This is a genomic window from Pseudoxanthomonas koreensis, assembly GCF_041890415.1.
In the GTDB taxonomy this organism is placed as follows: Bacteria; Pseudomonadota; Gammaproteobacteria; order Xanthomonadales; family Xanthomonadaceae; genus Pseudoxanthomonas; species Pseudoxanthomonas koreensis_A.
Genome location: NZ_CP169056.1, coordinates 2,859,254 through 2,873,036, shown reverse-complemented (window position 1 = coordinate 2,873,036; position 13,783 = coordinate 2,859,254). Strand labels below are relative to the sequence as shown.

General features: G+C 71.5%; 8 protein-coding genes. 6 read left to right on the top strand and 2 right to left on the bottom strand.

Annotated elements, in window-relative coordinates:
* The first annotated feature begins 4 nt into the window (after nucleotides 1-4).
* From recC to recD, 3 genes are read left to right on the top strand one after another with little or no spacing between them, the layout of a single operon-like run.
* On the top strand, nucleotides 5-3,391 hold the full coding sequence (recC, locus tag ACEJ41_RS12930) for an exodeoxyribonuclease V subunit gamma (protein WP_374012660.1): 3,387 nt from the start codon (nucleotides 5-7) through the stop codon (nucleotides 3,389-3,391).
* Entirely contained in the window at nucleotides 3,388-7,044 is a 3,657-nt protein-coding gene (locus ACEJ41_RS12925; RefSeq protein ID WP_374012659.1) for a UvrD-helicase domain-containing protein, read from the top strand. Before recC ends, ACEJ41_RS12925 begins: the two co-directional genes overlap by 4 nt.
* Complete coding sequence (gene recD / locus ACEJ41_RS12920; protein WP_374012658.1) at nucleotides 7,041-8,960, top strand: exodeoxyribonuclease V subunit alpha; 1,920 nt, start codon at nucleotides 7,041-7,043, stop codon at nucleotides 8,958-8,960. The genes ACEJ41_RS12925 and recD overlap by 4 nt, the downstream gene beginning before the upstream one ends.
* Before the next feature lie 55 nt (nucleotides 8,961-9,015).
* Here recD and ACEJ41_RS12915 read toward each other — a convergent pair whose 3' ends face one another.
* Both ACEJ41_RS12915 and ACEJ41_RS12910 read right to left on the bottom strand, forming a co-directional pair.
* A complete protein-coding gene (locus ACEJ41_RS12915; RefSeq protein ID WP_374012657.1) occupies nucleotides 9,016-9,438 on the bottom strand; it encodes a GFA family protein in 423 nt (140 codons plus the stop codon).
* A 24-nt stretch (nucleotides 9,439-9,462) separates the two neighbouring features.
* Complete coding sequence (locus tag ACEJ41_RS12910) at nucleotides 9,463-10,410, bottom strand: glutathione S-transferase family protein (protein WP_374012656.1); 948 nt, start codon at nucleotides 10,408-10,410, stop codon at nucleotides 9,463-9,465.
* Nucleotides 10,411-10,628: 218 nt separating this feature from the next.
* On the opposite strand from ACEJ41_RS12910, the gene ACEJ41_RS12905 reads away from it, so the two are divergent.
* The 3 genes from ACEJ41_RS12905 to ACEJ41_RS12895 all read left to right on the top strand — a co-directional run bounded on the left by ACEJ41_RS12905 (nucleotide 10,629) and on the right by ACEJ41_RS12895 (nucleotide 13,644).
* Entirely contained in the window at nucleotides 10,629-10,784 is a 156-nt protein-coding gene (locus tag ACEJ41_RS12905; RefSeq protein ID WP_374012655.1) for a hypothetical protein, read from the top strand.
* Between the two features lie 54 nt (nucleotides 10,785-10,838).
* The gene (locus ACEJ41_RS12900; protein WP_374012654.1) at nucleotides 10,839-11,393 is read left to right on the top strand and encodes a YdeI/OmpD-associated family protein; all 555 of its coding nucleotides are present in this window, start codon (nucleotides 10,839-10,841) and stop codon (nucleotides 11,391-11,393) included.
* Between the two features lie 163 nt (nucleotides 11,394-11,556).
* The gene (locus tag ACEJ41_RS12895) at nucleotides 11,557-13,644 is read left to right on the top strand and encodes an alpha-L-arabinofuranosidase (protein ID WP_374012653.1); all 2,088 of its coding nucleotides are present in this window, start codon (nucleotides 11,557-11,559) and stop codon (nucleotides 13,642-13,644) included.
* Nucleotides 13,645-13,783: the final 139 nt, after the last annotated feature.

The following is a 13,783-nucleotide window of genomic DNA, read 5'->3' as shown; positions in this document are numbered from 1 at the left end:
GGTGATGTCCGCCGCGTCGCCCGACTTCCGCCTGTACCACGCCAACTCGCTGGAGGTGCTGGCCGGCATCCTGGCCCGGATCCTGCGCGATCCCGCGCCGGGACAGCCGCTGCTGGCGCCGGACGTGGTGCTGATCCCGCAGGTGGCGATGCGCCGCTGGCTGCAGGCCACGCTGGCGGCCGAGCACGGCGTGGTCGCCAACATCGCGTTCCTCACCCCGGGCGAATTCGTCGGCAAGGCGCTGGCGGCCAACCTGCCGGCCGATGCGGCCGAAGGCGCCGAACTCGACGCCACCGCCCTGCAATGGCACCTGTACGCCGCGCTGACCGACGCCGACCTGCTTGCCCGGCCCGCGCTGGCGGCCATCGCCGCGCACGTGGGCGGCGACGATCCGCTGCGCGCCTGGTCGCTGGCCCGCGAACTGGGCGCGGTGTTCGAGAAGTACCAGGCCTGGCGCCGCGATTGGCTGCTGCGCTGGGAAGCCGGGGCCGATCCGGACGACCCGCAGGCCATCCTGTGGCGCCGCGTCGCCCAGGGACGGCCACATCGCGCGCGCCGCATCCAGCACTACCTGGACCGCTACGGTGCCGCCACCGCACCGCTGCCCTCGGGCCTGCCGGCGCGGCTGTGCGCCTTCGCCACGCTCAACGTCTCGCCCGACGTGCTGCGCGTGATCGCCACCCAGGCCCGCGTCGGCACCCTGCACTGCTTCGTGCCGTCGCCGGCCAAGGACTACTGGGGCGACCTGCAACGCCTGCGTGGCGCGGCCGGCGCTGCGGCCGGCGGGGTCGAAGCGGAGAACAGGCTGCTGCAGGGTTGGGGCGCGGCCGGCGTCGATTTCATGCGCCTGGTCGGCGACCACGAGGTGGTCCAGGCCGCGGCCGACCTGGACGCCTATGTCGATCCGGGCAGCGGCGGCGGTGCCTTGCATGGCAGCCTGCTGCGACGCCTGCAATCGGACCTGTTCCACCGCCGTGGCACGCCGGGCTGGCCGCGGCGCGAGGCCGTGGACCGCACCGACCCCAGCCTGCAACTGCACGCCTGCCACACCCGCCTGCGCGAACTGCAGGTGCTGCGCGACCAGCTGCGCGCGCTGTTCGACGACGACCGCTTCGATCCGCCGCTGCAGCCGCGCGAGGTCGCGGTGCTGGCGCCGGACATCGATCCCTACCTGCCGTACCTGGATGCGGTGTTCGGCGGCCGCGGGCGCGACGCCGCGCCGGGCCAGGCCATTCCCTACGCCCTGGCCGACGCCAGCCCGCTGGCCAACGAGCCGCTGGCCGACGTGTTCCTGCGCCTGCTGGCGCTGCCGGTGTCGCGCTTCGGCCTGCACGAAACCCTGGACCTGCTGGCCAGCCCGGTGCTGGCCGAGGCCAATGGGCTGGATGCGCCCGCGCTTGAACGCCTGCAGGCCTGGCTGACGGCGGCCGGCACGCGCTGGGGCATCGACGCGGCGCATCGCACCCGCTTCGATGCGCCCGAAGACGACGCCTACACCTGGGCCTTCGCCCTGGACCGCCTGCTGCTGGGCCACGCCAGCGGCAGCGAGGCGCTGATCCAGGCCAGTGACGGCCGCATCGTCGCTCCGCTGCCTGCGCTGGAAGGCAGCGCACTGGACGCGCTCGATACCCTGGTGCGGCTGCTGCGGGTGCTGGCCCGCAACGCCAGGGTGCTGGGCGAAGCGATGCCGCCGGCGCAATGGCGCGAGCGGCTGCTGGAACTGCTCGACGCGCTCCTGCCGCGGCCACCATCCACCCCGGCCGGCACGCGCGCGCTGGACCGGCTGCGCAGCCTTATCGACGCCTTCGCCGCCACCGCCCGCCGCGCCGGCTTCGAGGCGCCGGTACCGGCCGAGGCGGTGCGCGCGCACTTCGGCGAGGTACTGGCGCAGGCCGACGTGCGCGCACCGCTGCTCACCGGCGGTGTCAGCATCGCGCGCATGGTGCCGATGCGGCTGCTGCCGTTCCGGGTGATCTGCGTGCTGGGCATGAACGATGCGCAGTTCCCGCGCCGCGATTCGGCGCCCGGCCTCAATCGCCTCACCGCCGAACTGGGCACCGAACGCCGCCGCCCCGGCGACCGCTCCACCCGCGATGACGACCGCTTCCTGTTCCTGCAGCTGTTCACCGCCGCCCAGGACGTGTTCTACGTGAGCTGGCAGGGCGCCGACCCGCGCGACGGCAGCCGCCGCGAGCCCTCGGTGCTGGTGACCGAACTGATCGACGCCGCCGTGGACCAGCACGCCCCGGATGCGGCAGGCGACGTGGCCGAAGCGCTGGTGGTGCGCCACCCGCTGCAGCCGTTCTCGGCGGACGCGTTCGGCCCGGTCGCCGAGCCGCGTCGTTTTTCCTACCACGCCCAGTGGCAGCAGGCCGCAGCCGGCGCCGCCGACAGGCGAGTACCGCTGCCGCCGTGGTTTGCCGGTGAACCCTTCACGCCGGGCGAGGCCGAACCGCAGCTTGCGATCAGCGCGCTGCGCCGCTTCCTGCTGCACCCGGCCGAAGAGCTGCTCGCGCGCATGGGCATGCGCCTGGTCGATATCGAACAGCAGGGCGAGGATGTGGAACCGCTGGCTGCGCCGGGTGCCGGGCTCGAACGCAACAATCTGCAGCGGGCAGTGTTCGACGAACTTCTGCGAGGACGCGACGAATCCGCCATCCACGCCGCGCTGCGGGCACGCGGCCTGCTGCCGTCCGGTGCGCCGGGGCGCCGCGTGCTGGCCGACCAGCGCGAACTGCTGGCGCCATGGCTGGACGCCTTCGCCACGTGGCGCGGCGATGCCGAGCCGGTTTCGCTGCCGGCGGAAGTGCAGATCGACGGCGTGCGCGTGCACGGCCGCATCCAGGACGTCTATCCGCACGGCATCGCGCGCCTGCGTTTCGGCAAGCCCAACGGCCCCAGCGTGATCCGCAACGGCCTGGACTGGCTGCTGGCGCGCGCTGCAAACATCGACCTGCCGTTCGTGGAATTCTTCGACGCCGGCCGCGAAGGCCCCGGCCCCCACACGCGCGCGGACATCCCGCCGGAGCAGGCCCGCGACGCCCTGCGCGAACTGCTCGCCCTGCGCGCCATGGGCCTGCGCGAGCCGCTGTACTACGCGCCCTACAGCGCCTGGGCGTACTGCAGTGCAGCCAACCCCGAGCGCGGCGTGCAGGCGGCGATCAAGCAGTGGCACGGCAGCGGCGGCGGCTTTGCCGAAAGCCAGGGCGACGCCCTGCGCCAGGTGCTGCGCGGCTGCGATCCGTTCGCCGACGATGCCACGCTGCTGCGTTTCGCCGATGCGGCCATGCTGGTGTTCCTGGCGGTACGCGATGGCACGGTGTACGGCGGCATCGATCCGGAGTCGCTGGCTGGCCTGGCCCGGCGCTACGAACAGGAGGACGGGGAATGAGCGCGCCGCAGGACCCCTACCTGACCCAGCCACTGCAAGGCGTGCACGCCATCGAGGCCTCGGCCGGCACCGGCAAGACCTTCACCCTGGCCACCCTGCTGGCGCGGCTGGTGCTCGAGCGCGGGATGGACGTAGGCCAGATCCTCGCGGTCACCTTCACCGAGGCCGCCACCCAGGAACTGCGCGCGCGGGTGCGCAAGCGCCTGGTCCTGGCGGCCGACGTGGCGGCGGGCGAGGCCACGCAGGCTTCGCCCGAGGCGGCGCTGATGCAGCTGCTGATCGATCGGCAGCTGGCGCATGGCGAGGAGTCCCGCGCTGCGTTGCGCCGCAGGCTGCGCCAGGCGGCCGACGACATCGACCTGGCCGCGATCTTCACCATCCACGGCTTCTGCGCCCGCGTGCTGCGCGAGCACGCACTGGAAAGCGGCCAGGGCTTCGACCCGCCCGAACTGCTGCCCAGCGACGCCGACCTCTACGCCGCCATCGCCGCCGACCTGTGGCGCGCGCACGCGGTGGACGCCGATACCGCCGATCACCTGTGCGCGCTGTGGCCGCAGGGCCCGGCCGCATTGGCCAAGGACCTGGCGCCACTGGTGCGCGAGACCGTGCTGCTGCCCGAACCGCCCGGCGCGTTGCCCGATCCGGCGCCGATGCTGCAGGCCGCAGCCCAGGCCTTCGCCGAAGCCGCACGCACCCATGGCGACCGCTTCCGCGACGATCTGCTGCGCGCGGCCGAAGGCAAGGTGCTGCACGGCGGCAGTTACAAGGCCGAATGGATCGAAGACCTGTTCGCCCAGCTCGCGCGCTGGTGCGAACGCGGCGGCCGTGGCGAGCAGGGCGCGCGCTTCCACCACGACAAACTCGGCCAGTTGCACCGCGACCCCCTGCTGCTGCGCACCAGCAAAGCCGGCGCCGGCCGCACGCCAGACTCGCCGCTGTGCGATGCCGTGGCCGATTACGCCGCCGCGCTGGCCGAGGTCGACCGCCTGCGCGACGCGCGTCAGGTTGCCCTGCTGCACCGCCTGCGCGACGACGCCCGTCGCCGCCTCGAACGACACAAGCGCCAGGCCCGCGTGTACACCTACGACGACCAGATCGAGCGCGTGGCCGACGCCCTCGCCGGGCCGCACGGCGACGCCCTGGCGCAGCGCCTGCGCGCCCAGTACCGCATCGCCCTGGTCGACGAGTTCCAGGACACCGACCCACGCCAGTGGGCGATCTTCGACCGCGTGTTCGGTACCGGCAGCCCGGAGCCTGCGCTGTTCTTGATCGGCGATCCCAAGCAGGCGATCTACGGTTTCCGCGGCGGCGACGTGGAGACCTATCTGGCCGCGCGCGCCACCGCGCAGATGGCGCCGCCGCTGTCGCACAACTTCCGTTCGCGCCCGACGGTGCTGCGCAGCATCGAAGCGCTCTACCAGCAGGCGCACGCCGCACACGAGGCCGATGCGGACACCATCGCCCCGCCGTTCGTGGACGCGCGCATCCGCTTCCACCCCGTGCAGCCGGGTGGCGCCCGCGACGATGCCGAATACCAGCGCCACGGCACGCCGGCGCCGGCGCTCACCCTGTGGCAGGCACCCGAACCCACCGAGCGCGATGCCAAGGGCAACCTCAAGCCCTACACCTCGCCGCAGTCGCGCGAGCTGGCCACCCGTGCGTGCGTGGCCGCGATCCACGGCGTGCTCACCGACGCCCGCGCCGGCCGCGCCAGCATCAATGGCGAGCCGGTGCGGCCCGGCGACATCGCGGTACTGGTGCGCAAGCACCGCGACGCGATCCTGATCCGCGATGCGCTCGCCGCAGTCGGCATCCCGGCGGTGGCCGCGGGCAAGCAGAGCCTGTTCGCCACGCCCGAAGCGCGCGAACTGCACACCCTCCTGCAGGCGCTGGTGCACGGCGCCGACGACCGCCGCCTGCGCGCCGCCCTGGCCACCGTGCTGGTGGGCGAGGACGCGCACGCCATCGCCGCGCTCGATGCCGAGGGCGCCACCCTGCAGCACTGGCAGCTGCAGGCCCTGGCCTGGCGCGAGCGCCTGCAGCGCGGCGGCCCGCTGGCCCTGGTCGGTGAACTGTGCGCGCAGCATGCCCCGCGCCTGCTCGGCCTGATGGACGGCGAGCGCCGCCTCACCAACTACCTGCAGCTGGCCGAACACCTGCAGGAAGCGCAGCGCAGCGCCCTGGGCCTGCACGGCCTGCTCGACTGGCTGGCGCGCGCCATCGCCGACGCGAATGACAATGACGAGACCCAGCAGCTGCGGCTGGAGTCCGACGCCCGCCGCGTGCAGATTGTCACCCTGCACAAGAGCAAGGGCCTGGAGTATCCGCTGGTGTTCCTGCCCTACGTCGGCATCGGCGGCAAGGCGCGCAACCCCGGCCGGCGCGTCACCGTGCATGGCGACGGCGGCCGCGTGCTGCACTGGAAACTGCAGGAAGACACCAGCGGCTGGGACGCGGCCTGCGAAGCCTGGCAGCGCGGCGAACGCGCCGAGGACGCGCGCCTGCTCTACGTCGGCCTCACCCGCACCCGCGATGCGCTGTGGCTGGCGACGGGCAGGTTCTACAACCACGCGCAGTCGCCACTGTGGACGATGGTCGCCGCCGCCGACGCACTGGTTGCGCGCGCACCCGAGGCCATCGCCACCGACACCGCGCCGCCGCCCGCGCAACTTCCCTGGCTCGGCGCCGACACCGTGGAAGAAGTGCCCGCCGCGCGCACCGCGCAGCGCGCGCTGGCCAGCGACTGGTGGGTCTACAGCTTCACCCAGCTGGCCAATGCCGACGCCGGCCACGAGGTTGCCGCCGCCGCCACCCAGCCCGCCGCCGGCGGCCGCGACGAACCCGACCTGGATCCGGATGCCGCGCCCCTCGACGCTGCCGCCATCGATCCGCGCTTCGGCGGCGCGCGCTTCGGCGTGGTCCTGCACGAAGTGTTCGAGCACGCCGACTTCGCCGCCTGGCAGGCCTGGCGCCCCGGCGACGACGCGCCCGCAGGCGAGCGTAAGAAAATCACCGACGCCCTGGGCAAGGGCGGCTATGCCGTCGACGACATGGACGATGGCGTGGCCGTGATCGTGCCGATGATCGGCCACACCCTCACCGTTGCGTTGCCGGAAGGCACCAGGCTCGCGGCCGTGCCCGACGCGCAACGTCGCCCGGAGATCGAGTTCCAGTTCGCCCTCGCGCCCACCCGCGTCGACGCGCTGCTGGCCCTGTTGCACCGCCACGGTCTGCTCGCCACGCGCCACGGCTTCGGCCTGCGCCGCCGGCTCGAAGGCCTGATGACCGGCCTGATCGATCTGACCTACGTGCACGACGGCCGCTGGTACGTGCTCGACTACAAGTCCAACCGCCTGCCCGGCTACGCACCCGCGCAGCTGCACGACGCCATGGCCCACAGCGAATACCACCTGCAGGCGCTGCTCTACACCCTGGCCCTGCACCGCTGGCTGCGCTTTCGCCTTGGCAACGCCTATGACTACGCGCGCGACTTCGGCGGCGCCCGCTACCTGTTCTGTCGCGGCATCGACGCCAGCCGCGACGATGGCCAGGGCATCCAGGCCTGGCGTTTCGAACCGGAGCTGGTGCACGCGCTCGATGCCCTGTTCGCCGGCGACGCGCAACCAGATTCCGCGGAGGCAGCCCACGCATGAGCCTGCTCAACGCCCTGTACCGCGGCGGCCAGCTGCGCACGCTCGACCATGCATTGGCCCAGAGCCTGCGCCGGCTTGATCCGGACACGCCCGACCTCGTCCTCGCCGCCGCCGCGCTGGCCTCGCTCGCGGTTGCCGCCGGCCATGCCGGGTTCGATCCCGCGCAGCCGCAGCGCCTGATTGAAGCGCCCATCGACTGGCCCACGCCCGGCGCCTGGCATGCCGCGCTGCAATCCTCGCGCTGGGTTGCCCATCCCGACACCGGCAATACCGAATCGGCTGCCGACGTCCCGCTCGTGTACGAGCACGGCCTGCTCTACCTGCGCCGCTACCGCGAGTACGAACGCCGCCTCGCCGAAGGCCTGCGCCGCATCGGCCGCGCGGCGCCGCAGGCCGCAAGCGATGACGCGGCGGTGCCTGCGTCCCTGTCCGACCTCTTCGCCAAGCTGTTCCCCGACGCCTCGGGCGATGACCGCCAGGCCGAAGCCGCCATCGCCGCGCTCCACCACCACCTGCTGCTGGTCACCGGCGGCCCCGGCACCGGCAAGACCACCACCATCACCCGCATGCTGGTGCTGCTGACCGCGCAGGCGCTGCAGGCCGGCGCCGCGCCGCCGCGCATCGCCCTGGCCGCGCCCACCGGCCGCGCCGCCGAACGCATGGCCGAGAGCGTGCGCAACGCCGTGCACACCCTGTCCGCGCTCGGCATCGACTCGGAACTCGCAGACCACCTTCCCACCACCGGCACCACCCTGCACCGCCTGCTCGGCACCATTCCCGACAGCCCCGATTTCCGCCACCACGCCGACAACCCGCTGCCCTTCGACATGGTGGTGGTGGACGAGGCCTCCATGATCGACCTGCCGCTGATGGCCAAACTGGTCGAAGCCGTGTCCGACGGCGCCCGCCTGGTCCTGCTCGGCGACCCCGACCAGCTGCCCTCGGTGGAAGCGGGCGATGTGCTTGCCGGCATCCTCGCTGCCGCCACATCCGCCGCCCCCGCTCCCACGACAACAGCCCATGCGGGAGCGATCCCTGTGGCAGCCCAGCCTGCGCAAACCACCAGCACCGCTTTCCCCGCCCGCCACGTGCACCTCGCCCGCGGTTACCGCCAGAGCGCCGCCCTCGACCTCGCCCCCCTCGCCACCGCCGTGCGCGAAGGCGACAGCGCCACCGCCCTGTCCCTGCTGCGCAGCGCCCGGCTTTCCGGCGTCCACTTCCACGAAGGTGACACCGATCCGCTGCACACCCACCGCGACCACCTGCTCGCTCACTGGGCCGCGCTCGCCAACGCCACCGACCCCGCGCAAGCCCTCGCCAACGCCGCCCGCCTGCGCATCCTCACCGCCGTGCGCGAAGGCCCCCAGGGCGCCCGCAGCCTCAACGCCCGCATCGAAGACCTGCTCGCCGGCACCCGCCGCGGCACCGGCCCCGCCTCCACCGCCAACCGCTACTTCCACGGCCGCCTGCTGCTCATCACCGAGAACAGCTACCGCCACCGCCTGTTCAACGGTGACATCGGCATCTGCCTGCGCCGCGAAGCAAGTCCCGTTCTGGGGCGAAGTGAAGCGAGCCTCGCAGGGCACGACGACAACGGCACCGTGATGGCCTGGTTCCCCGGCGACGACCCCAACAACCCGCGCCCCTTCCACCCGGCCGCACTGCCCGCCCACGACAGCGCCTTTGCCATGACCGTGCACAAGGCCCAGGGCAGCGAATTCGACGAGGTCTGGCTGGTGCTGCCGGAGCGCGACAACCGGGTGCTGTCGCGGGAGCTGGTGTACACGGGGATGACGCGGGCGCGAAAGACCCTGCACGTGGCGGGGAGCGCGGACACCATCGTCGACGCCTTGTCCCGGCACGCGGGTAGATGGTCGGGGCTGGGCTGGCGGCTCGGTGCCAGGGAATCCACATGACCACCCAAGATCAGGGCGCCCCTGCGTCCGAAACCCGGACCAACCATCCGCAATCTCAACTTTGAACTACACGCGGCCCTGCTGGCAGCCCCTCGTGCTCGACCAGCGGCACGCTCAGCCTGGCCCACGCCGGGCGGTGGGCGACGAACAATGCATCGGTCGGCTTGAACGCCTCCGGATCGTCGAGGCTGCCCGCGTAGATCGTGACCATTTCCGGGGCAGCCTCCGGCGTTCCGAACAGCATGCTGCCGCACTGGCCGCAGAAGTTGCGCACTGCCATCTGCCCGCTGCCGCCGGCCGTGCGCGACTGCCGGGCAGGTCCCAGGCAGGTGAACGAGGATCGCGGCACCCCGAGCACCGGCACGCCGCTACTGCCGGATGCACGCTGGCAATCCCGGCAATGACAGACGACCGAGAACAACGCCGGCCCCGGGGATCGGTACTCGACAGCACCACACAGGCAGCGGCCGGTGATCATGACGGCGCGTACTCCTCACAGGGCTCAGAACGGCTTTTCCGGCCCCACGGGCACCACGCCAGTCGGATTGATGGTGGCGTGGCTCTCGTAGTAGTGGCGCTTGATGTGGTCCAGGTGCACGGTCGCGGCGATGCCGGGCACCTCCATCATCCGCGCGGTGAACGCGTGCAGTGCCGGGTAGTCGGCAATCCGCCGCAGGTTGCACTTGAAGTGGCCGTGGTACACCGCGTCGAAGCGGACCAGGGTGGTGAACAGGCGGATGTCGGCCTCGGTCATCCGGCCGCCAACCAGCCACTCGCCGCCCGACAGCTGCCGTTCCAGCCAGTCCAGGGTTTCGAACAGCGGCAGCACCGCTTCCTCGTAGGCCTGCTGGGTGGTGGCGAAGCCGGCGCGGTACACCCCGTTGTTGAGCGTGTTGTAGACGCGCTCGTTGACCGCATCGATCTGCGCACGCAGCGCCTGCGGATAGAAGTCGCCCGCCCTGGCGCCCAGCCCGTCGTAGGCGGTGTTGAGCATGCGGATGATCTCGGACGACTCGTTGTTGACGATGCTGTCGGTCTGCTGGTCCCACAGCAGCGGCACGGTGACGCGGCCGGTCATGCCGGGGCGGGCACGGGTGTAGAGCTGGTGCAGGTACTGCGCGCCCATCACCGGTTCGGGTTCCACACCGGGGCCGGGTTCGAACGTCCAGCCGTGCTCGCGCATGCGCCAGTGCACGACCGACACAGGCAGCAGCTCATCAAGCCCCTTGAGCGCACGCACGATCAGGGCGCGGTGCGCCCACGGGCAGGCATAGCTGACGTACAGCCGGTAGCGGCCCGGCTCGGCCCGATGCCCGCGCTGGCCATCGGGGCCGCTGCCGCCATCGGCGCTCAGCCAGTCACGGAAGCTGGCCTCTTCGCGCTTGAAGCGGCCGTCGCCGCTGGTGTCGTACCACGTGTCGTGCCACTTGCCGTCAACCAGCTGGCCCATGGGAAGTCTCCTGTGCGTTGTGCGGTGGTGGGGCTGTGTGATGGCCGCTGCGGGTGGCGGCCCGCGGACAGCTTCGCCTCCTGACCCGCTCTCCACGCCCTGCATGCTGGCATAAGCGTGCGCTGCAGGAACACACGGAGGCGCCCATAAAACGCTACCAGGGCAGCGACGCTGATTCAGGCATCGTCGGGTACGACTGCGGACCGGGCTGGATCGATGTGTGCTTCCGCCACGGTGGCATCTACCGCTACGACGATCGCCACCCGGGCGCGGTGCACGTGATGGAGATGCAGCGCCTGGCCGAGGCCGGTGATGGGCTCAACACCTACATCAACCAGCATGTGCGCGGAGATTTCGCGGCGCGGCGGGGCTAGCGTTTCCTGCTGCATCGGTGCACCGCGCGATATCCGCCGTGCTAGCGTCGCGCCATGGCCGCCGCATCCGACATCCGCTTCAAGGCGCGCGTGCTGCGTCCGGCGCAGCCGGCCGGTGCCGACTGGTGCTTCTTCGTGCTGCCGCCTGCGGCCAGCAAGCGGCTGCCCAGCCGCAGCCAGGTCAGCGTGGCCGGCACCCTGGCCGATGCGCCGTTCCAGGCCACGCTGGAGCCGGATGGTGCGGGTGGCCACTGGATGAAGGTGGCCGCGCCGCTGTTGGCCGCGGCGGGAGTGGGGCCGGGGGCGACGGTCGCGCTGCAGATGGCGCCGCTGGCCGAAGAGCCCGAGCCGGAGGTGCCCGACGACCTGGCCCGGGCACTGGCCGACCATCCGCAGGCGCGCGCCACCTGGGACGACATCACGCCGCGCGCGCGCCGCGACTGGGTGCAGTGGGTGACGTCCGGCAAGAAGGCCGAAACCCGCATCAAGCGTCTCGCCGTGGCCTGCGACAAGTTGGCGTCTGGCCAGCGCCGGGCCTGCTGTTTCGACCGTTCCGGCATGTACAGCAAGGAGTTTTCCGCGCCGCGGCCGGCGGCCGACCAGGGTTGAGCGCCCGGCTCTCGGTATTTGCGTGTGGCGTCATGGGCAACCGGCGCGGCGGCCCGCTGCCGCTATGCTGTGCCCGCGCGGAGGGCGGTGCCCCCGGTCGCGCGCACGGCACCGGCGTGCGTCGTGCGCGCAGCAACCCGAACCATGCTGGAGACGATGACTGATGGAGCAAAAGCACAAGGTGGACCTGATGCGGCGCAACCTGATGCTGGGTTCGGCGGCGCTGGGCGTGGCAACGTGGATTCCGCCGGTCTTCGCGGCGTCCGGTGGCATCACCGCCACCATCAATACCGGTGCGGCGCGTCCGCCGATCTCGCCGATGATCTATGGCGGCTTCATCGAGCACATCGGCAACCTGATCAACCACAGCCTGTGGAGCGAGACGCTCGATGACCGCAAGTTCCATTACGGCGTCGTGGCCCAGCGGGAGCAGAAGCCGACCGAAGGGCGCGCCGCGCGGGCCTTCGTCGAGAAGTGGGTGGCCATCGGGCCGGCCTCGGCCATCGCGCTGGATACCGAACGCGCCTGGGTGGGCGAGCACAGCCCGGTCGTCACCCTGGACGGTTCGCAGGAACGGGGGATGCTGCAGCACGGCCTGGCATTGAAATCCGGTACGCCTTACGACGGCCGCATCGTGGTGTGGGCCGACCCCGGCGTGACGGTCACCGTCAGGCTGGTCGCCGGCAATGGCGGCGAGGTGCTCTCCACGCGGGTGCGCGCGTCGTCGAAGTGGGGCACGCAACGGTTCCGTTTCAATCCGGACATCGACACCACCGACGCCCGCCTGGAAATCGTCGGCCAGGGCCGCGGCCGCTTCGGCTTGGGCGCGGTATCGCTGATGCCGGCGGACAACGTGCGCGGGTTCCGCGCCGACACCGTGGCGCTGATGAAGCAGATGAACTGCCACATCCTGCGGATGCCGGGCGGCAACTTCATTTCCGCCCACGACTGGGAAGACAGCATCGGCGACCCCGACAAGCGCCCGCCCGTCCTGGACCCGGTGTGGAACGCGGTGCAGCCCAACGACGTGGGCGTGGACGAGCTGCTGCAGTTGTGCGAACTGATCGAATGCGCGCCGTTCTGGTGCGTGAACACCGGCTTCGGCGATCCGCGCTCCGGTGCCCAGCTGCTCGAATACGTCAACGGAAGCGCCGAGACCGAGTGGGGCGCGAAGCGCGCGGCCAACGGCCGCAGCAAGCCCTATGGCGTCAAGTACTGGGCGGTGGGCAACGAGATGTACGGCCACTGGCAGTACGGGCACATGGCGCGCGACCAGTACACCGTCAAGCACAACATGTTCGTCGATGCGATGCGCAAGGTGGACCCGGACATCTACATCGTGGCCCCCGGCGGCTTCGTCGACGAGATGACCACCGGGCAGGGCATCTTCATCGCCGGCCAGCCGCAGGTGCACGTCGGTTCCGAGCGCGACTGGGCCTACGGCATGCTCAAGGACAGCTGGGGCAGGTTCGATGCACTTGGCACCCACGCCTATCCGCCGGCGGACAAGCGTTTCGACCTGGCCACCGGCAAGCTGGTGGACGTGACCCAGACCCTGAACGAGTGGGCGCACCAGATGCCCAACCGCATCCGCACCATGGTGGACGCCTGGGAGGAGTACAAGAAGCACTTCCCGGAACTGGAGAAGGGCAGCGTCAAGGTGTTCTTCGACGAATGGGCCTTCCATTTCCAGGACGACCTCAAGGGCGCCCTGGCGATCGCCGCCGCGTTCCACGAGTTCTTCCGCCACACCGACTTCATCGAGATGGCCGGCTTCACCATGGCCACCGGGTGGTTGAACTTCGACCGCACGCGCTCGCAGATCAGCCTCAAGGGGCGCATGTTCCAGTTCTACCAGGAGCATTTCGGCAGCGTGCCGGTGGCGGTCAACGGCAATTCGCCCACGCCCGCACCCAAGTACCCGATCGGTGGCGACCAGCCCAGCGTCAATACCGGTGGTCCCACGTATCCGCTGGACGTGTCCGCGGCGCTGACGCCCGACGGCAGGACCCTGGCCGTGGCCGTGGTCAACGCCACCGAGGCGCCGCACAGCTTCTCGCTTGCGCTGCAGGGCTTCAGGCCCAAGGGGGCGGGGCGCTGCTGGAAGTTCACCGGCCCCGGCCCGGACGCGACCAATCCGCTGGGCGAGCCGGCGCGGGTCGGTGCCACGGAGTCGGCGTTCGACGCATCGGCCGGCTTCCTGGCCATCGCCCCGGCCAGCGTGGAGATCTACCACTTCGAACGTGCCTGACCGCGGTGGGCGTGCCCGGGCGCCTGCCCGGGCACGCCCCGCCTGGGGCGCCAGTACCCGCACGGGGTGGCGCCCCCCAACCTTCGGCACCTGCGGCCAGTGTCAGGCGCAACTATCGTGGGGGCATCCGGCCGTTCGG

What these genes read in the sequence shown, in the direction of transcription:
- ACEJ41_RS12925 (WP_374012659.1), top strand. Translation starts at nt 3,388, where the DNA reads ATGAGCGCGCCGCAGGACCCCTACCTGACCCAGCCACTGCAAGGCGTG.
- ACEJ41_RS12910 (WP_374012656.1), bottom strand. Translation starts at nt 10,410, where the DNA reads ATGGGCCAGCTGGTTGACGGCAAGTGGCACGACACGTGGTACGACACC.
- recD (WP_374012658.1), top strand. Translation starts at nt 7,041, where the DNA reads ATGAGCCTGCTCAACGCCCTGTACCGCGGCGGCCAGCTGCGCACGCTC.
- ACEJ41_RS12895 (WP_374012653.1), top strand. Translation starts at nt 11,557, where the DNA reads ATGGAGCAAAAGCACAAGGTGGACCTGATGCGGCGCAACCTGATGCTG.
- ACEJ41_RS12915 (WP_374012657.1), bottom strand. Translation starts at nt 9,438, where the DNA reads ATGATCACCGGCCGCTGCCTGTGTGGTGCTGTCGAGTACCGATCCCCG.
- recC (WP_374012660.1), top strand. Translation starts at nt 5, where the DNA reads ATGTCCGCCGCGTCGCCCGACTTCCGCCTGTACCACGCCAACTCGCTG.
- ACEJ41_RS12900 (WP_374012654.1), top strand. Translation starts at nt 10,839, where the DNA reads ATGGCCGCCGCATCCGACATCCGCTTCAAGGCGCGCGTGCTGCGTCCG.